18 protein-coding genes are annotated in these 19,792 nt (G+C 59.0%); 12 read left to right on the top strand and 6 right to left on the bottom strand.

Translation table 11 applies throughout. The features are described from left to right. Nucleotides 1-29: 29 nt before the first annotated feature. A complete protein-coding gene (locus tag NKJ58_RS28655; RefSeq protein WP_023681029.1) occupies nt 30-1,508 on the top strand; it encodes a M10 family metallopeptidase C-terminal domain-containing protein in 1,479 nt (492 codons plus the stop codon). A gap of 87 nt (nt 1,509-1,595) precedes the next feature. After that, complete coding sequence (locus tag NKJ58_RS28650; RefSeq protein ID WP_023670889.1) at nt 1,596-1,808, top strand: DUF768 domain-containing protein; 213 nt, start codon at nt 1,596-1,598, stop codon at nt 1,806-1,808. Between the two features lie 79 nt (nt 1,809-1,887). Here the strand turns inward: NKJ58_RS28650 and NKJ58_RS28645 are convergent, their stop codons facing one another. After that, complete coding sequence (locus NKJ58_RS28645) at nt 1,888-2,613, bottom strand: AAA family ATPase (RefSeq protein ID WP_023670888.1); 726 nt, start codon at nt 2,611-2,613, stop codon at nt 1,888-1,890. A gap of 341 nt (nt 2,614-2,954) precedes the next feature. Here NKJ58_RS28645 and NKJ58_RS28640 point away from each other — a divergent pair, with 341 nt between their 5' ends. Genes NKJ58_RS28640 through NKJ58_RS28620 form a run of 5 tightly spaced genes read left to right on the top strand, consistent with a single transcriptional unit; the run spans nt 2,955 to nt 10,584 of the window. Further along, nucleotides 2,955-5,705 carry a non-ribosomal peptide synthetase gene (locus tag NKJ58_RS28640; RefSeq protein ID WP_023815051.1) on the top strand — a complete coding sequence of 917 codons (2,751 nt, stop codon included), beginning with the start codon at nt 2,955-2,957 and terminating at the stop codon, nt 5,703-5,705. Beyond that, nucleotides 5,702-6,682 (top strand): NAD(+) synthase, encoded by a 981-nt coding sequence (gene nadE, locus NKJ58_RS28635; RefSeq protein ID WP_280790677.1) that lies wholly within the window; start codon nt 5,702-5,704, stop codon nt 6,680-6,682. The genes NKJ58_RS28640 and nadE overlap by 4 nt, the downstream gene beginning before the upstream one ends. A 6-nt stretch (nt 6,683-6,688) precedes the next feature. Further along, nucleotides 6,689-8,716: an asparagine synthase (glutamine-hydrolyzing) gene (gene asnB / locus NKJ58_RS28630; RefSeq protein ID WP_023815049.1), complete on the top strand. Its 2,028-nt coding sequence runs from the start codon at nt 6,689-6,691 to the stop codon at nt 8,714-8,716. Continuing rightward, the gene (locus NKJ58_RS28625; RefSeq protein WP_023830100.1) at nt 8,706-10,262 is read left to right on the top strand and encodes a class I adenylate-forming enzyme family protein; all 1,557 of its coding nucleotides are present in this window, start codon (nt 8,706-8,708) and stop codon (nt 10,260-10,262) included. The genes asnB and NKJ58_RS28625 overlap by 11 nt, the downstream gene beginning before the upstream one ends. 55 nt (nt 10,263-10,317) lie before the next feature. After that, the gene (locus tag NKJ58_RS28620) at nt 10,318-10,584 is read left to right on the top strand and encodes an acyl carrier protein (RefSeq protein WP_023670883.1); all 267 of its coding nucleotides are present in this window, start codon (nt 10,318-10,320) and stop codon (nt 10,582-10,584) included. 54 nt (nt 10,585-10,638) lie between these two features. On the opposite strand, the gene NKJ58_RS28615 is transcribed toward NKJ58_RS28620, so the two are convergent. Continuing rightward, a complete protein-coding gene (locus NKJ58_RS28615) occupies nt 10,639-11,331 on the bottom strand; it encodes a N5-glutamine methyltransferase family protein (RefSeq protein WP_023689767.1) in 693 nt (230 codons plus the stop codon). A gap of 486 nt (nt 11,332-11,817) precedes the next feature. Between NKJ58_RS28615 and NKJ58_RS28610 the strand changes: the two genes are divergently transcribed. Further along, the gene (locus NKJ58_RS28610) at nt 11,818-12,189 is read left to right on the top strand and encodes a response regulator (RefSeq protein ID WP_023670881.1); all 372 of its coding nucleotides are present in this window, start codon (nt 11,818-11,820) and stop codon (nt 12,187-12,189) included. Nucleotides 12,190-12,937: 748 nt separating this feature from the next. On the opposite strand, the gene NKJ58_RS28605 is transcribed toward NKJ58_RS28610, so the two are convergent. Together NKJ58_RS28605 and NKJ58_RS28600 are read right to left on the bottom strand one after the other, a co-directional pair. Next, a complete protein-coding gene (locus tag NKJ58_RS28605; protein WP_023681021.1) occupies nt 12,938-13,123 on the bottom strand; it encodes a hypothetical protein in 186 nt (61 codons plus the stop codon). A gap of 638 nt (nt 13,124-13,761) precedes the next feature. After that, the gene (locus NKJ58_RS28600) at nt 13,762-13,953 is read right to left on the bottom strand and encodes a hypothetical protein (protein WP_023670878.1); all 192 of its coding nucleotides are present in this window, start codon (nt 13,951-13,953) and stop codon (nt 13,762-13,764) included. A gap of 661 nt (nt 13,954-14,614) precedes the next feature. Here NKJ58_RS28600 and NKJ58_RS28595 point away from each other — a divergent pair. Together NKJ58_RS28595 and NKJ58_RS28590 are read left to right on the top strand one after the other, a co-directional pair. Further along, complete coding sequence (locus NKJ58_RS28595) at nt 14,615-14,779, top strand: KTSC domain-containing protein (protein ID WP_352519639.1); 165 nt, start codon at nt 14,615-14,617, stop codon at nt 14,777-14,779. 451 nt (nt 14,780-15,230) lie between these two features. Beyond that, nucleotides 15,231-15,428: a hypothetical protein gene (locus NKJ58_RS28590; protein ID WP_352519623.1), complete on the top strand. Its 198-nt coding sequence runs from the start codon at nt 15,231-15,233 to the stop codon at nt 15,426-15,428. A gap of 756 nt (nt 15,429-16,184) precedes the next feature. Here NKJ58_RS28590 and NKJ58_RS28585 read toward each other — a convergent pair. After that, nucleotides 16,185-16,409 carry a site-specific integrase gene (locus NKJ58_RS28585; RefSeq protein ID WP_023707394.1) on the bottom strand — a complete coding sequence of 75 codons (225 nt, stop codon included), beginning with the start codon at nt 16,407-16,409 and terminating at the stop codon, nt 16,185-16,187. Between the two features lie 18 nt (nt 16,410-16,427). Further along, the gene (locus NKJ58_RS28580; RefSeq protein WP_023750889.1) at nt 16,428-16,952 is read right to left on the bottom strand and encodes a hypothetical protein; all 525 of its coding nucleotides are present in this window, start codon (nt 16,950-16,952) and stop codon (nt 16,428-16,430) included. Nucleotides 16,953-17,045: 93 nt separating this feature from the next. Here NKJ58_RS28580 and NKJ58_RS28575 point away from each other — a divergent pair, with 93 nt between their 5' ends. Together NKJ58_RS28575 and NKJ58_RS28570 are read left to right on the top strand one after the other, a co-directional pair. Continuing rightward, complete coding sequence (locus NKJ58_RS28575; protein ID WP_352539204.1) at nt 17,046-17,345, top strand: hypothetical protein; 300 nt, start codon at nt 17,046-17,048, stop codon at nt 17,343-17,345. A gap of 1,125 nt (nt 17,346-18,470) precedes the next feature. Next, nucleotides 18,471-19,792 (top strand): cadherin domain-containing protein (locus NKJ58_RS28570; RefSeq protein ID WP_352854457.1); only part of this gene is annotated, 1,322 nt, incomplete at its 3' end.

Below are 19,792 nucleotides of genomic sequence, written 5' to 3'. Positions count from 1 at the left end.
GCCTACCGAATCGGACGAAGGGTATGTCAATGACAACACTCCATTACGCCTCGGGCGGGTCGGCCTCCGAGGTCGCGAAAGCCGGATTCAATCTTGTTGATGTATCTTCCTTGGACCAGCTCAACGCCTTGCCGGCCGGCCAGAAAGGCCTGGTGTGGCTCAATGAAGCAGATGGTGCAACCTCCTCCTTTATCCAGAAGGTCACGCCCTTCATCGGCAATCCGAAAGTGTTTGGCTTCTTCCTCGTCGATGAGCCGGACCCGACCGGCAAATGGGGAACTTATGCCACCGCCGCTGATCTGAAGGCGGAGTCAGACTGGATCCACAGCCACCTGCCCGGCGCCAAGACCTTCATAACAATGATGAACATGGGGTCTTCCGCTAACCCCGACTTTTCAAACACCTTCAATCCTGCCAACACGCATATCGACTATTACGGCTTGGATCCCTACCCGGTACGGACCGGAACAAGCACGATTGATTACAACATGATCGACAGGACTGTGGCGGCGGCCGTCGCCTCGGGCATCCCGCTCAGTCAGGTCGTTCCCGTGTATCAGACCTTCGGCGGCGGCGACTGGACGACCGACACGGGCGGTCGCTATGTCCTGCCCAGCGTTGCTCAGGAAAAGACCATGTTGGACCACTGGGCCAAGGTAGCGCCTTCGCCGGCCTTCGACTATGCCTATGCTTGGGGTTCTCAACAGGGCGACACGGCGCTTGAGAGCTCGCCGACGCTGCAGGCTCTGTTCCTTCAACACAACCAGAGCACCGCAAGCGGTCCTTCGGCCAGCGAACCGACGCCGCCGCCTACCAGCACAGCGCCTCCGCCCACAAGTGTCCCTCCGACCAGCACCGGCGATCACATTTTCTACGGCACGGGTAGCGCGGATGTGCTTCGCGGCACCGCTGGCGCGGACACGATGATGGGCCGCGGCTACAACGACACCTACTATGTCAACAACGCCGGCGACAAGGTGGTGGAACTGCGGCACAGCGGCAACGACAGCGTGCTGGCATCGGTGAGCTACGCGCTGTCGGCCGGCTCGCAGGTCGAGCATCTTGCGACCACCAGCAAATTGGGAACTGCCGCCATCAAGCTCACGGGAAACGAATTCGCCCAAACCATCGATGGCAATTCCGGGAGCAACACTATCAACGGCGGTGGCGGGAGAGACGTTCTGACCGGACATGGCGGCAACGACGTCTTTGTCTTCGATTCGGCTCTCAAGGTCGGCAATATCGACAAGGTCACCGATTTCAAAGTGGGCCACGACAAGATCCAACTCGACCACACCGTGTTTGCCGGCCTGCATACAGGCGCCCTTCCCTCTTCGGCGTTTTACGCCGGCAGGGCCGCGCACGACAGCGGCGATCACATCGTCTATAACAGCACGACCGGCGCGCTTTCCTTTGACAGCGACGGCTCGGGCGGCGCACATCAGATCCAATTTGCCACTCTATCGCCACATCTGGCTCTGACGGCGTCCTCGTTCATCGTGACGTGACCGTGGGACGTCAGCCTGAGCAAGATGGTCTGACGTTCTTGAATATGGCTGACGGAACCAAGAAGCCCCGCCGAGCTTGTACTTGGTATGAGCGCGCGCGGCATCGAATTCCTGCAGAAATGGGTAGAGGATAAGATCCCACTCTACACCAAGGCCGATCCGGCTCTTGCGGCGAAACTTGCGGACCAAGCAACGGCGGATGCCATCAGAGCGGGAATCCGCCCCGAGGAAATCTCTGAGGAAGTCGGAAGCATGTTGACGACCATGCTCGAAGTGCTCGATCAGCACGATTCGACATGATTGCGCGCTTGGCGGCAGATGCTGCCCGGCTTGGCGCCAAATGCATAAATGTGTCATGGATCATAGGTCATGGGCCAGCCTAGGCAGCATGACCAACATGCTCTCCCAGAACGCGCGCGACGACCCCGTCCACGTCGTGAGGTTCAGCACCATTGACTTGTATCAACGGCCATCGGTCCTGGCGCAGGCACTCGCCGACCTCTCTTGAGATTTCGGCCTGCCTTAATCCTTTGTCCACGCCAAGTTCGAACAGCATAACCTCGAGGAGCGGTTGCTGCGCATGCCTATCCACAAGACGGCGGCGTAACGTTTCCTGGGGCGCGTCGAGTTGCACAACGAGATCCGGCCGCGGCAGGAACGCCAGGCACTCGCGGACCGCGTCGAGGCTTGGAGTTCTAGCCAGCACACCCAGCGCACACAAAGCCTGAATCATGCCCTCTTCGAAGATGAAGCAACCGGGCGACTCCCGCGCTTGGCGCCAGGACTGGCACAGTTGGGCGATGTCGACCTTCATTCGCCATGACCACACGCGGCTTCGAAGAGGGATCGATGCCAGAAGCCGGGCCGCGACACTGTCCTTTGGCAAGGTCGACAGCAAGATAGGACCGGATGTGGCAATCTTTTTGCCAATTCTTCCTATGCCATGGCGGATTTCCGGAGCGTCATCCTGAGCCGATCCAGGTTCAATCAGGCGATACCCATTTACTGTCTTCACATTGATGCCGTGTCTCGCCAGCCCTTGGCAGAGGCCGCGAAGCAGCGTGGTTTTACCCGCGCCAGGCGGCCCAAACAACTCGATGATCATATGCTCAAGCGTCTCCGAACGAGCAGTCATTCCCCTACGGATCAAGCTTAGCCGGATTTCAGATCACACCAACGTTCATTTGAATGATTGTTCCAGTCAGTGAATCTGGGCACCGAGCCCGGATTCTAGCGGAGATGCCGATCGCTCCGTTCGCCTGGGCAAGCCGTCTTGCGCTCGACGGAGCTTGCAAGGAAAAACGACCGGTGCTGGACACAGATGGCAAAACTTCTGAAGGACGCTCGGGAAGCGCTGGCTAGGCAAGATCGAGGCATCATCCGAATGATTGATGAAAAGATCTCCGCGGCGAGCGATGTTCGACCGTCAGCTTGGCGGGGCCCTGAATGTCCTCAGTGTGTTTGCATTCGGAAGTGGCAAATCAAAACCTACAGGTGGATCTGCGACCCACCCGAAAGTGGTCAGTCGTTCCCGAATATGATCTTGACCAAGGGGGGCCAGTCTGGCGCCGTTACCGACAGATGGGTGCCAAATTTGCGGACACTCCAATCTTCGACCACCTTGGAGATGTCGCCAGGCGGTATCCTGACAAGCTCGCAATCAGCGACGGCGCGAACCGCCTGACTTTTTCTGAGCTTTTCCGGGCGGTCGAGACGCTGGCAACTCATATCGCTGCCGTCGTCCCCGAAGGGCAGGCCATCGGCATCCTGCAAGCAAACTCCGCTTGGTATCCTGTGGCGATGTTGGCGACCATGGCGGCGGGACGGCCTTCGGTCCCGCTCAACACAAGAGATCCCGCCTCTCGCATTTTCGATATAGTCAGTGCCGCGGGGCTCGGCGCGATTATAGGCGCCGAAAATGTTCGCCCGGTCGAATTGGCCCAAGAGATCGTCTGGATCGAAATTGCGGCCGCCGTGGCGTCCAACGATCAACACCCAGAACAGCAGCATAAGCCCCCTATGGTTTCGGTCGATGCGCCCGCATTGGTGCTTTACACTTCGGGCAGCACCGGGCGCCCCAAGGGAATCGTCAACAGCCAACGCAGCCTGCTATGGCGGGTCCGGCAATATGTCGATGCGTGCCATATCAGCGCGGATGACGTTTTCCTGCCGCTGACCGGGCCAGCCACGATCGCCGGTTGCCGGGAGATCTTTGCGGCGCTGCTGACGGGCGCCACGTTGCATCTTCTCGAAGTGGAGGCTGTCGGCCTGCGCGCTACGCGCGCTCGATTGCAGTCCGAAGGTGTGACGATCGCCTATCTTGTGCCGGCACTGCTTCGAGCCCTCCTGGCTGAGGCGCCCGCCGACGCTTCCTGGCCGCTCAGAGTGGCCCGGATCGGTGGGGAGAAAGTGTCATGGATGGACATCGCTTTGCTGCGCAAAGCCGTTTCGGACCAGTGTCTGATCCAGATCGGCTACTCATCGACTGAAACCATCGGTTCGCAATGGTTCTTGCCGCCTGACTGGCCCGAGCAAGACGCGTCGGTTCCCGTCGGCAGGCTGCTCCCTGGTATGACATTCGCTATCGTCGACGAAGCGGAGCGCAATGTAGGGCCAGGCGAAAGTGGAGAGCTTCTGATCAAAAGCCGCTATGTCCTGCTTGGTCATTGGGAGAACGGTGTGGTCGTTCCCGCGCAGCCGGACCCCGACGATCCCGAGGCTCGGCTTTTTTCGACCGGGGACCTCGTTCGGCTCGACGATGATGGCATCTTGAGGATCGTCGGCCGCAAAGGGCGCCAGATCAAGATCAATGGTCGACGCATCGAGCCCGCCGAACTCGAACGGGTCTTGCGTTGCGCGCCTTCGGTGGCGGATGCCGTGGTGATGGTAACGGCCGCGCAGGAACTCATCGCCTTCGCGGTTCCCCAGCGCTTCGCAGGCGGCGCTTTTGCAGACGACCTTCGCCAGCTCCTCAGAATGACCTTGCCGGCACCATTGCGTCCCTTGCGATTGCACCCCGTTGACGCAATCCCACGCCTGTCGGGAGGTAAGGTCGATTTGGCAACACTGGCCGAGATAGATCGTTCGCACGGAAGGAGGGCGCGAGTCGCCCGGTCGTCCACTCTCGATGCTCCGCCCGCCGGAGGAGCAAAGGACACACGTCAAATAGTGCAGCACGCGTGGACGCAGGTTCTCAACACAGGCACTGCCACGGGAAACTGGGATGATGCTGGAGGAGATTCGCTGCAGCTGCTGCACTGCGTGATGGCGATCGAAAACGCCATCGGGCAAGAGCTGGGCCTCGAAGCATTCACCGTCGGCATGAGCTTGGACGAGATGGTTGAGGCGGTCGTCTCTGCACGGTCGGGCGAAGGGCGCGAAAAGAAGCACCACCCCCCGGTTCTTTTCCTGTTTCCAGGGTCCGTTGGCTATGGTCCGAGCCTGGCTGCGTTCGCAGCCGCCATAGGGAAAGTCGCCCGTGTAAACCCGATCCGATATCCGAGCCTTGCGGCGATACTGGACGGACACAACACCCTCAGCGCCATGGCTGGCGCCGCACTCGAGCAGATAAGCCGCATCCAACCTGCGGGCCCCGTGCGACTTCTCGGCCATTCTCTGGGTGGCGCGGTTGCATTCGAGGTTGCCGCACGGCTCATGAAGGCCGGGCGAACGGTGCGGTTCCTGGGCATCCTCGACACGAGCCTTCTGGACGAGCCGAGCAACCATTGGGAGACACTTACCCGTACGTTCTATCGTATTCGCACCAACCGCATATCCGCGCATCGGATGGCTTGCAGAGCCCTTGCGAAGATCACCGTCGCCGTGGGCGGCGAAGCGCGTCTGGCCAGGATTCTGGACAGATTTGCCAATGGAGAGTTCAACCCGACGATCTTCAGGACCAAACTGGAACTGCAGGAGGTTTTAAGGGCGAAGTCATTCTTCCAATGGCTTGAGGCACCGAAACCGGCTCTGCCCCTCTCCGGTACCTTGTTCCGATGTCGCAGGGAGGGAATGCCGCGGGCCTTGGGCTGGGACAGCGTCTTGGCACACCTGGACGTCATTTCGATCACGGGCAGCCACATCGACCTTGTCGTCGAACCAAACCTTGCCACCAACCGTCCGCTTATCGAGACGGCCATCGTGCAGACCTATTCCCCCGCCGAATCTCGCAAAAGGGAGGACTTGTCATCGACATAATTCCGGAATTCAGCAAGGACATGCTGACGCTCGATGCCCGCGCGGAGGTCGATCGCATCGTTGACACCTTGCGCACTCAGGTTCTCGGCACCCTGCATCGTCGCGGCGTGGTTGTCGGTCTTTCCGGCGGTATCGACAGCTCCGTCGTCGCGACCTTGTGCATGCGCGCGTTCGGGAAAGACAAGGTCCTGGGACTGTTCATGCCGGAGCGGGATTCTTCCGGCGACTCCCTGAGACTTGGCCGCCGCGTCGCGGCACAGCTTGGCATTGAAAGCGTCCTTGAGGACATAGCACCGGCACTGGAGGCCATTGGGGCCTACCGCCGGCAGATCGATGCGATCCAGACCGTCGTTCCCGACTATGGGGAAGGGTGGAAATGCAAGCTGGTGATCGCGTCGGTTCTGGAGAGCAGCGGGCTCAATATAACCCGCCTCACGGTCCAGGATCCGCAGGGTAAAGTAGATACCGTGCGTCTGCCGCCAGCTGCCTATCTGCAGATCGTTGCTGCGACAAACTACAAGCAGCGCCTGCGCAAGATGACGGAATACTATCACGCCGACCGCCTCAAATACGCGGTTGTCGGCACTCCAAATCGCCTCGAGTACGACCAGGGCTTTTTCGTCAAGCAGGGCGACGGAGCCGCCGACGTGATGCCGATCGTTCACCTTTACAAAACCCAGGTTTATCAACTCGCGGAATATCTCGAGGTGGATGATGAAATCCGGCAGCGGCCACCGACCACCGACACCTTTTCCATGACCCAAAGCCAGGAAGAATTCTATTTCGCGCTGCCCTATCACCTGATGGATCTATGCCTCTACGGCCTGAACCACGGGGTCGCCAGCAATGAGCTCGCGGCGGTTGCTGGCCTCACCGAGCCCCAGCTTCAGAAAGTGTTCAAGGACATCGAAGCGAAACGAAGGGCGGCCCACTATCTTCACGCGCGGCCTTTGCTGTCCGCGGAAGGCGGAGATTGACCGAGCATGTGCGGCATCGCTGGAATCGTGGCGCTGAATGCCACAGCGGCTTCTCCTTCGCGGCAGGCGCTGATGCAGATGATGGGCGCGCTGGCGCATCGCGGCCCCGACGGGCGCGGTCTCTACCGGGACAGACGCGCGGGGCTGGCGCATGTGCGCCTGTCCATCGTCGATCTTTCCAGTGGCCAGCAACCGATGGCGGACACAGGCGATACGACGTGGATCGTGTTCAACGGCGAGATATTCAACTACGTCGAATTGCGTGAAAAACTCACGGCGCTCGGCCACCGCTTCCGAACCCGCAGCGACACGGAGGTCGCGCTACACGCCTATCGTGAGTGGGGAGAAACGGCCTTCGAGCGGATGAACGGCCAATGGGCAATTGCGATCTGGGATTCAGTGGCCAATCGTCTTATATTGTCGCGCGACCGCTTCGGCATTTGCCCGCTGTATTTCAGCGAGCATGCGCACCGGCTTTATTTCGCCAGCGAAGTGAAAGCCATTTTCGCGGCCGATCGAACCATACCTCGCGCCCTTGATCCAGCCGGCATCGATCAGACGTTCACGCTCTGGACGGTCGTTCCGCCGCAAGGAGTTTTCCACGGAATCAACGAACTCGAGCCGGGTCGTGTCCGCATCTATCAGGATGGCACCGTTCGTGAGCGGATTTTTTGGCAGCCTTCCTATCCCGACAATTTCGGATCGCGGCAGGGCGAGTTCCCCGGGTCCTCCAACGACGCGGTGGACCGCGTGTCTAGCGCTCTTGAGGCCGCGACGGCGCTCAGAATGGTGCGCGCCGACGTGCCTGTCGGGTGCTACCTCTCCGGAGGGCTGGACAGTTCGCTTGTGGCCTCGCTCGCGAGGCGCTTCGCGGGCGATCGCTTCCAAACCTTCTCCTTGCGTTTTGCCGACGCCGAATATGACGAGACCCGCTTCCAGCGAATGGTTGCCGAGGCGACCGGCAGTGAGCACCATGAAGTGGTCGTTTCGCGCAGAGATATAGCCGGAATCTTTCCGGAGGTAATCCGACACACCGAACGCCCGATACTGAGGACTGCCCCGGCGCCACTCTTCCTGCTCTCGCGCCTAGTGCGCGAGCGTGGAATCAAGGTCGTGCTGACCGGCGAAGGCGCTGACGAAATGTTCGCCGGCTACGACCTGTTCCGCGAAGGCAAGGTCCGCCGCTTCTGGGGGCGCCACCCGACTTCGACACGACGCTCTCGGCTCCTGGAACGCCTTTACCCCTATCTCACCCGCTCGCCGGTGCAACAGCAGGCGATGGCGCGTCAGTTCTTCGGGCGAAATATTCAGGCTTACGACGCGCCGGGCTTTGCTCATGAAACCCGCTGGCAAACCACCAGGGCCATCAAGCGCTTGTTTACGGCCGATATGCGGGCTCGAACGCAGGGCCGCGACGCCGTGTCCGAGTTGCTCGCCCGTCTGCCCGCGCAGTTTGCCCGTTGGAGTCCCCTTGCGCAGGACCAGTATCTCGAGGTGCAAACACTGATGTCGGGCTATCTGCTCTCCTCGCAAGGCGACAGGATGCTGATGGCTCACTCCGTCGAGGGGCGCTTCCCGTTCCTGGACGATGAACTTGTGAGGCTCGCGAATTCGCTGCCGCCCTCCTTCAAACTCCGCGGCCTCGACGAAAAGCACGTGCTGAAGCGCATGGCGGCACCCATCCTGCCCTCCGAGATCGTAGCCCGCAAGAAGCAGCCCTTCCGCGCGCCCAACGCGCTTTGCTTCGTCGGCGCAGACGCTCCGGATTACGCTCGCGAGGCGGTTTCGCAGAAGGCCCTGCGCGAGGCGAATGTCTTCGATCCAAAGGGGGTCACGCACCTGCTTGCCAAATGCCAGGCCAGAACTGGCGATGGCGACCTGTCCAATGCCGACAACATGGCGCTGGTCGGCGTGTTGTCGACCCAACTTCTTCATCAGCAGTTCGTCGCGGGTTGTCCCAGTGCAACGCTCGAATGCACGCTCAGCGTCGACGTCGACTGCGAACATCGGGAAGAGCGCCTGTATGTTGCATGATGCCGTACCATTGCTGCATGACTACCTCGCCCATTCCGCCGTCCGACACGGAAGTAAGGTGGCGCTGGTGTGCAACAGGCAGCGTGTCACCTACCTCGAACTCGAAACGCGAGCCAACGCGATCGCCTGGGACCTGTCCGCATCCGGAGTCGTTCGCGGTGATCGCGTGATGATCTTCGCCGACAACACCGTCGAGACGGTGGTTAGCTTCTGGGCGGTGCTAAAGGCGAATGCGGTGGTGTGCATCGTCAACCCGCTCACCAAGAGCGACAAGCTCGATTATCTGCTCAACGACTGCCGGCCGACGGCGCTCATCACGGACGGCCATCTGCAAGCGATCTTCCGCGAGCCGGCGCGCGGCTGCCCGTCACTTCTGCGGGTGATCGTATCGGGACCGATCGACGACGTCGAACTCGCCCAGCTGCCGTTTGCCGTGCGCTGGGACGCCGCCCTCGCCAATGGCGCGGATACGCCGCCGGCACGGCAGTGCATCGATGTTGATCTGGCAGCCATCATCTACACGTCCGGGTCGACGGGCGAACCCAAGGGCGTGATGCTGACGCACAGAAACATGATGGCCGCGTGCGCGTCTGTCGCTTCCTACCTGGCGATTGCCGAGGACGAGGTGATCCTCAATGTCCTACCCCTCGCCTTCGATTATGGACTGTACCAGATGATCATGGCTTTTCGTACCGGCGCCCGGCTGGTGCTCGAACGCTCGTTCGCTTTCCCGGCACAGATCCTCGGGTTGATCAGGCAGGAGGGAGTTACGGGCTTTCCCGGCGTGCCCACAATCTTTGCCGCACTCTCCGAACTCAGGTCCCTCAAAGACCAGGATTTCTCGAGCATCCGCTACGTCACAAACACTGCGGCAGCCCTACCCCTCAAGCATATTTTCATGCTTCGCGAGCTGTTTTCGGGTGCACGCATCTATTCGATGTACGGTCTCACCGAATGCAAACGTTGCACCTATTTGCCGCCAGAGGACCTCGAGCGAAAGCCATTGAGCGTAGGGATCGCAATCCCGAATACGGAGATGTGGATCGTTGACGAGCATGACAGGCGGATAGGCCCAGGCGTTGTCGGCCAACTCGTCATTCGCGGCGCAACGGTGATGAACGGGTATTGGGGCAAGCCCGAGGCAACGGCCAGGAAACTCAAACCCGGCCCGCTGCCCGGCGAGCAGGTCCTATACACCGGCGACTACTGCCGGATGGATACGGAGGGTTACCTCTACTTCGTTGGCCGTGGGGATGAGATCATAAAGTCGCGAGGCGAGAAGGTTGCGCCAAGGGAAGTGGAAAATGTACTGATGGACATTCCAGGAGTCCGAGAAGCGGCTGTCATAGGTGTTCCCGACGAGCTCCTCGGGCAAGCGGTGAAAGCTTTTGTGGTGATGGAGCATGGAAGAGCCATTGGCGAAAGGGAACTGCAGAAGGAGTGCCAGAAGCGTCTGGAAAACTTCATGGTCCCGAAATCCATCGTCGTTGTGGCGAACCTGCCGATGACGGACACGGGAAAACTCAAGAAAACGGCGCTGTCATGATACGGGGCCAGAACCAAGTCGCTGATTTAATGGTGACGCCACGGAGGACGAATTCATGTTGACCATCAAGGAACGCACCGGAATCTACAGCGAGCAGATTCGTAGTTTCTTGGTTTCGAATTTCTACGTCAGCGACGTCAAGGCATTGCTGGATGACGCATCCTTGCTCGATCAAGGCATTGTCGACTCGACGGGTGTGCTTGAGATTATCGGCTTCATCGAGGAGACCTTTGGCATTACCGTCGAGGATAGCGAACTTCTGCCTGAAAACCTCGATTCCATCCAGGGGATCGAGCAATACATCATCCGCAAAATGAACTGATGGGTAAGCGTAACGCCCAGAGCAGCCCCGTATTTGGTCTGATTGTCGCAGGATTCATGCCTGCGTCTTGACTTGCCCCAGAACCACCCGGCCCTCGCCCGCTTCGTTCGAGACCGAACGGATGTTCTCGAATGCCTTGCTGCGTTCCAGCAGACCCGCTACCTGTCGGTCTTGGCCAAGCCCGACCTCGAAGAGCAGGATGCCGCCACGCCGCAGGTATCGCGGTGCGTCTTTCAGTACGCGCATATGAATGCTCAGGCCGTAAGGGCCGGCTGCAAACGCCTCGCGCGGCTCAAGCTCGATCAGATGGGCGCGGTCGCCCTCGAGCCGCTTTTCAGAAATGTAAGGCGGATTGCAGACGATTACGTCGATAGTTCCGTCTAACCCAAGGCCGATGAGAGAGTCGAACAAGTCGCCCTGAAGCACCGAAAGACGCTCAGCCATGCCGTGATGTGAGGTGTTGCGGCGTGCCGTTTCGACGCATTCATCGGTGAGATCGCTTGCCCAGACAAGGGCGCTGGGCACATGGTAGGCGATCGCGCACGCCAGATTCCCAGTGCCGCAGCACATATCAACTATGCGCGGAGCCGGCAGGTTCATCTGATGCAACACACCAAGCGCGGTCTTGCCGAGCAACTCGGTCTCAGGTCTGGGGACGAGCGCACCGGGCGAAACCAGCAGTTCAAGTCCCATGAACATGGCGCGGCCGGCGCCATAGGCATCAGCTACACTGAACTCTTTGCTCATGGCCGACCCCATCGCTTGATCTCCCCAGTATAGATCTGCGGCGCTCATGCGCCAGCCAAACCTGCTCCGAAATCATGAATTCTCAAGCCTTTCCTTCGAAAAACTGCAGGCACAAACTCGGTGCATCGCACTTCTGACGCTCATTGACCGATTGCAATCTCAGGTCGCCAAAGATGGAGAGAGAGGTGCTGCTCATGCTTTGAAGAGCCAATGGCGCGGTACGGCGGCTTTTAGATTTTGTGGATCGTGGAGAGGGGTAAACGCCTATCCAACTCTGATGGAGCGGAGGCGCGGACCGCAGCTCCATTGACGCGCTAATCTTCGGCTCCGGTAATTCAGCAAGTGGTCGGTGGAAGCGCCTCCGCTCCAGCATCAGCCTCACCTTGCTGCATGGAGAGGTTACCTATAGGTTTGCGGACATGTCGAAACAACTGTCCGAAGGTCTCGGATCGACATCTCATTTCCGGTCAATCGCAGAGAGGGGCCGTGAGCGAAAGCGTGAGTGTTCTGATTGTTGAGGATCAATGGCTAGTCGCGCAGGACACTGCCGCGCGGCTGCGTCGCGCCGGTTATCAGGTGGTCGGACCTGTGCCGTCGGTATCCGCCGCTCTGCGTCTTGTCGAATCGGACAAGATTGACGTGGCGTTGCTAGACATCCAGCTGAACGGTGAAACGGGTCTGCCGGTGGCGAGGATATTGCAGGCGCGAGGCATCCCCTTTGCCTTCTTGTCGGGATTTGGCCCCGCCGACGTTCCCGCGGCTTTCCGCGACTGCAGATTCCTGCCGAAGCCGGCAACCGATGCTGTCATCCTTGCTGCTGTCAGCGAGTTGGCGTCCCTGCGCACAGCTTCGCGCTGACATTCGCTCCGCCGCATTATTACCGGAGTTGCGCCCTGGCGACCTGGTAGGCCGGACGAGGTCAGTCTCACAAAGGGCAACATTGGCGCTTTGGCCATGAGGACGGCGGACTACGACCGGCGAGGACGGAAATTCAGCGTTCAAAAAGCATCCGCCGGGGTTCCACTTCTCGGCCTGTTGGCGGCGATTTGGACTTAGGTCCGATCCCGGTCGCCAGAGGTCGGATTGCGGAACATCTGCCAAGGACCCACGTTCGGGGTTTGAGCACGGAGGTGCCGGCCGATCTCGAAGCGCAAGTTTCACGGGCAACTGTTGGGGAGTGTCGTAGTGCCGATTTCAAACGATATGGGGGACGAGTACCTGGAACTGGAATGTCCAAACTGTTCTCATGTCATCATAAAAAAGGGATCGTGGTTGAAGGTGATATCCAACTTCAACTGCACCCAATGCCATGCAAAAATCAGAATTGGTTATATGACCAAGCTCGCGCTTTTCGAGAAAAAAAGGCAAAGCATGAACCCGGCTGCGCAGTGAGAGTCCTAGCGGCCCGACAGTCGTTTGGGGTGGTGCGTTGAACCGTCGGGCCTGACCGGCCCGATGGCGGGGGAGCCAGGCCGGCTGGGTGAATCGTATATATTAGATCGTGCTTATCAAGCCCAAATACGCGGCGCGACATCGCCTGGTGACGCAACGGTGAACCCCGCGCCCGTATACGCGCTAGCAGGAACGTCGGCGGTCAACATGCCGCTCATTCGTAGAGAGTGCGAACAGCTTCATCAAACAACTCCACCTCGGCTTCAACCTTTTCAGCCGCTTTATCGACCTTGTCGAAACGCTTCAGCATTCGATTGTGGAGCATGGACAAGCGTGCCGCATGGTAGACCACGCTGCGCTTGTAACCTTCAGAGTCGAGTGGTTCGAACAACATTGTCATGGCAGAAATCCTCAATGTTTTTCGTCCTGCAATCCTTCCCTAGTAAACCGCCAGTTAACTCTTTCGTTCCGCTGGTGATGCGAAGGCGCCCGAATGAATAACTCGTTGCGCTGTCTCCAGACTGCACGAGCGTGCTTCGTCTGTCTGAGGTTGGGCCCCAAGGCTTGCGCTTGCCTCGCCTGTTCGGCTCATGCTGCGTCAGTCACGACATCGACGGCCAGCTTCAGTTCAATCGCTTTGGGCGTGAGTTGAATACCGGCGCTGCCAAAAATTGCCGAATGATCATCCTGCTGTGGTGGGACCGCCGAACCCGTCAGGAGCGACGAACCGAGCCGGCTTGGATAGTCGCCCCGCCGCAAGGACGCGAGCGATCGAAGATCACGTCGGCAGGTGCTCTGCCCTCTCTAGGAAGCCGGCGCCGCGCGCACTTACTGAAAAAACCCAAACAGAATAAGAGCGAGAAAGGCAAACAGCAGCGCTGCAGCCGCTAGCAACACACCTTTGTTGGAGCCGCGCCGAGGTTGAGGGTCAGGCACGAGTTTTTTCCGGTTTGGGAGTTCATTCATTGGACATTAATTTGCGGCTGCAAATTAGGTTCCGCTCATGCTTGAATGCCTACAATGCCGCCCCACAGCGCCCTACAGGCGCACGACCTTCGCTAGCCCTAGGCGTATCCGCTGGCCTTCTGCAAAGGACAACGCGAACGATTCCTGATTGAATGACCTGGCAATTTCCTGATCTTTCTCAACCACGCGGACGAACCATTCGCCGCAGGTTTCTGTCACTTCGACGCAAGGCACGGCCTTGCGGAATGGAACCACGTTATCCATCACAGCCGACCTACGAGCAATGGCAACATCGGTCTTGTAAGGCCACCGAATTCGGGATTTCAATGCAAAAGTCGATACGTGATCATGTAATTTACGGGATCAAGTAATTAGTGAGCAGCGGATCGCATTTGAAGTGCGCTAACGATCACCTATGTGCTCACCGAAGCATTGGGGTTCGGCCGACACGGTGATTTTGAACGCCTACGGCAATTCCTTCTCTGAGAAAGTCGCTGACCGGCATGATGGCGCACTGAACCAAGATGGCGGGCATGGGGCCCGGCTGCAAGCTGCATGGACTTCGGAAGACGCTGGGGAAGTACCTGGCCAAGGAGGGCGCGACCTCGAAACAATCGGCAGGCATTCTCGGCCACGACGTCCTGGACCACGTAGAGCTTTACAGCAAGGACGGAGCAGGAGCGGCTCGCCGTGGATGGCATGGCGAAGCTTCTGAAGCGGTTTGTCTAACCCACTGTCTAACCAGGTTGTCTACCCTCGACGCAAAGCCTTGTGCATGAAGGCGACTGGTGGCCCGGAGGGTGTCTAAAAATCCTTGATTTTGTTAGTTTTTTCTTGGGCCAAAATCAGAAATCTTCCCGTATCGTTCCGTATGTTTCCCGTGACGCTATGAAGTCCACTCCAGCTAACCTCGTTTGAGAACGTTCTGAGGCATGCTCTAGAACGGCCGCAGTGGTGCGGGAAGCATTACGAGGTTTTGGACGTACCTGCTGATGCCGTTGCTGCGTTCAAAGTTGCCTTTGCCAAGGGCGTCTATTTTAACAGGCACATCCGCAATCGTTATGCAGTCCGGCTCGCGCCAGGGCGCTGACATCTGGAGACGCCGGGTTTGTGCAGGGATGGCCCGCGCCTGCTTCCGAGCGCGGGCCGACCATGATGAGTGAGGGGCCATCTTGGTCACCGGCAGGGACCGCTGAGAACGAGCCGGGTGTGACCGAACAGCCTCGGAGCGGGGATGTTCCCGGCTGACCCAAAAAGGCCAAAGGGCGCAATTAGCACCGACTTAATTAGGTCCGGAAAATTTTAACGAATCGTTGACCGCGCTGTCCCAGAATAGGACGGCGCGGTCAAACCCCAACCTTGGCTGCGCAGGCGGCTTCGGCACTCAGTTCCACCCCCGAGCTGTCGGAGCCGCCACCCACCCCACACTTATACCAGCAATGGTTGAATCAACCGTTACTGCACGTGCTTTCATGGCGCTTCCCTGATCGTTAGACTTTGACGGATCAAACAGAGGATTCACAGATTCGGAGACTCGACCGATGGAAACGATCTTCGATGACGTCGGCAACGGCCTCAGAGCGCCCGCACAGACGCATGGCGCCCTGTATGCGCCTTCGCGCATCGACATGGCCGGCAAGCTGTTCCTTGGCGTCGCCCTGGACCTTGGCTTCGGAATTGGCGATCGCGGGTTATACCCGACCTATCGGTTCGGGCGGTCCGTAGCCAAAGCGTTGTAAAGCACCAAACACGCCAGCAACGAAATGACGCTGCCCAGCAGGTCGCCTAGGGTCGGGCCGAAAAAATAGACAAGATCGAGCGCCAGTACCGCCATCGCTCTCGGACACTGCCGGACATTAACCGTTAGTCGCCGCTAATGTTCCGGTCTGGATAACCTGTTCAATCTTTTGGTTGAACTTGCGCCATTCGCCAACAATCCAAAGTTGGGCGAAGCAATCAAGCTTGCGAATGAATACGCCTCCGGAGACGTCCCCATCGGCCAAGAGGTTTTGAGGCCATCGGAGCGTCGCGGAAAGAAATGATAGAGAGTTGGCGAAAGAGGCGGAACGCTATCCGGTCTGGCAAGCTCGCTCCCACACCACGCAACCTAATCCAAAGTACCGCGAGGAATAGGAATGGCTAAAGTCCGCAAGCGCACCCTGCCCTCCGGTGAAGTTCGCTGGCCGGCAGACTACTTCGATGCCGCTGCAATCGCCGCGCCAAGCAGTTCGACAAGCGCAAGGATGCCGACGGCTATCCGGTAAAGGTGCGACGTGACCTGCAGCTATGATTCGAATCCAGGTTCCCCAGAAAGCGATTTTTCCGTTTGATCATTAGAACATTTCGTGTCAGTCGGACGCACGGTCGGTAATTTTTGTTCCCGTTTCGAGCTTGCGGATGGCGCTTTCGCCGAGCGCCGGATCTCGGTTGAGGAAGGCTGTGGCCGGTGATCGTTGCGATTTCCGGCACCCAGGCCTCGACGAGCGCCAGGCGCGTTACAGCAGTCCCGCGAATGTATTTAGGGTCACTCCGACCACCCCGGCCGAGGCGCAGGCCTTGCGCCACGATGATCGAAAGCCATCTGAGGTCCATGGCACGCCGTCGCTGTTCAAAAGTATCTGCCCGACCTTGTCGCGCAACGCCTCGAGCGCAGCCTTGAGCGGCCCTCCGACGGGAATGACCACACGAGTTCCGGTCTTGGATTGCTGCAGGCGGATCACCTTGCCGTCATACTGCTGTCAAGTGAGCCGCAGCAGGTCGCCCTGGCGCCGGCCGGTCCACAAGGCCAGTGTGAGCGGCAGATGCAGGTGCGCGGGAGCGCTGGCATAGAATGCGGCCTCGTAGGCGGCAGACCAGACGTTAGCCACCCTGGTGCCGCGATAGAGGCGCCCGCCCTTCTCGCAAGGATTGGCTGACACAAGGCCGCGACCGTGTCCCCAGGACAGGATCCTCGCCAGCACCTGCCAGCCATAGTCTGCCTGTTGGCGCGATGCCTTGGCGCGCTCGTCGCGCCACTCCATGAAGATGCCGCGCGTGCGGCGGTCGCTCATGCCCGACAGCGGGAAGTCACCGAATTTCTTTCCGATAACCTTGATCAGCTTGACATAGTCGGCTTGCGTGCGCGGCGCCAGGTCATCCAAATCCGAGCTGGCCTGAAATTCATTCAGCACGGACAGCAGCACGCCCTGGCGCGGCTTGGCCTTGGTCGCGGCGGCAGCTTTGTAGGCTGCGATGAATTCGGGATCTCCAGGCTTGCCAGGCAAGGTGGCCCGCCCTTCCAAGCCCACTAGTAGGTGACGAGGCTGCCGTCGGCGAGTTGTTTGGCGCGGCTGTTCAGCCCCTTAAGACGAACGCGCATGATTTTTTATATACTGGTCGACGGGGTTTTCCGGTTCGCTCGTATGTGTAGCGGCGATGACCACGATCTTGCCCGTCGCCGGATCTATTTCTACCCTGCCAGGCTCCATGTTGCCTTAGCGTGCGCTCTTGATCCGCGCGCAATATCGGCAATTTTGAAGGAGATCAGTGTGCCGGCCATTTTGGATTGCTCCCGCCTTTTCAGCCGCCGCGTTTTCCAAAAGATTCGTGAGGTTTTGGATAACTGCTTGGAGCAGATCCTTGACGGGCAGCCTCATCACCTTCTCGATGCCAATTAAGACTTCCAGGACAATTCGAGCCGGCCTGAGAATGATCGAAACCGGATATTGCTCGCGCCTAATTACCTCTCCTACCGGAGACGATGCATCGAAATCAGACCATCCCTGCCCTTCCTGATCGAAAGACAAGGCCAAGGTGCGGAAATTCGGACTCTTGGGACCTTCTCAGGTTACAGCAACCGACACAGTGAAACGCAATTGTCCATGAGATCGGCCGTTGCTGCTACACATTCCCCTCGCTGAGGCATGCGTTTCTGGAAGGCGGTCCGCAGCCGGTTCCGTGCACGTTTTATTTTGACTGTTAACTGTCACGCTAGTCGAATGTTGACGACTCCCCCTCGGAAGAGTTAATAATCGCCTAATATAAGCATTTTCTTAAAAACATGATCGGCAGCCGACGAGTTTGCCGACGCAATGGGGAGACGCAGCGCGACGACCAATCTCGTCGCAACATCATCATCATCATCAACATCGAGCCGCCATCCGTAAACGGTACTGCTGAGTCAGCCGTTCGCAAGGCGTAACATAGCGGCGGTTTGGTGGGCTGACGAAGTCTACGAGTTTTGATAGCGAGTGCTTTGTCTTTTCAGTGCGGTCGGTAAACGGATGTGGGGGCATCTGTGTATGAGTAAGGGGGTTATAATGGCTGCTTCTCAAATCATAAACGCCGACGGAATGTCGACGTTGCTTCCCGATACGCCACAGGGCGGAGACTATACCTACCGCTTAGCCGAAAATGCGCCCGTCCCCATTTCCACCGTTCTGACCATTATATCTCTCGATGGGTCGAGTTGCGATCTGGCCGAAATCACACTTGCTCTCCAAATGATGAGTTTTCCGCCTCGACCGATCCGAAGAAGCCCGCTGTTGCCTGCGCAGATTCAGCAGGCATCAAGCTGTGTTTGCCGGACTCGCGAGCGTGGGCGTTTGGCATTGGTACACATGCCATTGGTCTGGATGCGAACTCATTTGGTCCGGCGCTCTCGCCCAGGATCAAGCCGTTTGTTGGCGAAGGCGAACTTGCCCTCATAGGTTCACAATTTTTGAGCGACGCCGCTGCAAGCGGCAGGTCAATGTCGGCACTTCTCGATCGACAAGAACAACTAGCGAGATAGGGGACGGGGTATGGCAACGGCAACTGGTACAAGCGGCAACGACAATCTGGTCGGCGGTAGCGGTGTAGACATACTGTCGGGGGGCGCTGGAGACGATCGCCTGAATGGCGGATCGGGTGATGACATCCTCAATGGCGGTAGCGGTTTCGATACTGTTCTCGGCGGATCAGGGACGGACACGCTGATCTATAAGGCCTATGAAAATCAGTACCGCCTTGGCAGCACATTCACAAGTTCCACCCAGACGGTGACAGGCGGGACGCTGTATTCTGGAACAGACCAGACCACCAATGGCATCGTGCCTACTCAAACGTTGCTGGGCGGGACCACTTTTTCGGGTTATGATTCGTATGACGGCGGAAACGGCGCGGCGCAGCTCGGTAAGACTGGATCCACACCCGACGTCGACACTATGCAGATTTGGCTGAGCGCAGCTCAGTTCAGCGACTCGGCCATTGCGGCAGAGATCGCTTACGTCAAAAACGTTTGGCTTCCCGCACACATCAGCGCGCAAACTGGCCAGGCTGATAGCTCTGTCTACACCTTCAAGACGCTCGATCTTAAAATCACCGGTATTGAGCAGATTGTAGTTCTCAACGAGCAAGGAACAACAAATCACGCACCCTCGACGCCGACTGACAGCGACGGTGCCGTCGGCGGCAGTGTTTCGGAAGGCGCTGCCAATGGCACCACGGTCGGGATCACGGCGATTGCAACCGATGCTGACGGCGACACGGTCACCTACAGCCTAACCGACAATGCCGGCGGCCGGTTTGGGATCAATGCCACCACCGGCGTGGTGACGGTGGCCAACGCCTCGCTACTCAACTACGAGACGGCGACCAGCCATACGATTACGGTACAGGCGAACGATGGCCACGGCGGGATAACTACCCAGAGCTTCACCATTGCGGTGACCGACGTGGCACCCTCGACGCCGACGGACGGCAACGCCGGGGCCAACACCGTTGCAGAGGGTGCGACCGCAGGCACGCTGGTCGGGGTGACGGCCTCGTCAAGCGACGTCCATGGCGGCACGGTGACGTACTCGCTGAGCGACGATGCCGGCGGGCGGTTCCAAATCAACTCGACCACCGGCGTGGTGAGCGTGAGCGCCGCGGGCGCCGGCACGATCGATTTCGAGAGCAGTGGCGGCAGTTACACAATCAAGGCGGTTGCCAGTGACGGGACCCTGACCAGCTCGCAGACCTTCACCATCAATGTGACCGACGTTGCGCCGACGCAGCCGACCGACGGCAATGGCGCGGCCAACACGGTTTCGGAAGGCGTCGCCAACGGGGCGACGGTCGGCATCACGGCGACCTCGACCGA

It is taken from the genome of Mesorhizobium sp. M0139 (assembly GCF_040322455.1).
In the GTDB taxonomy this organism is placed as follows: Bacteria; Pseudomonadota; Alphaproteobacteria; order Rhizobiales; family Rhizobiaceae; genus Mesorhizobium.
Note: the sequence above shows the minus strand (reverse complement) of the source record. Positions and strands in the feature narration are given on the sequence as shown.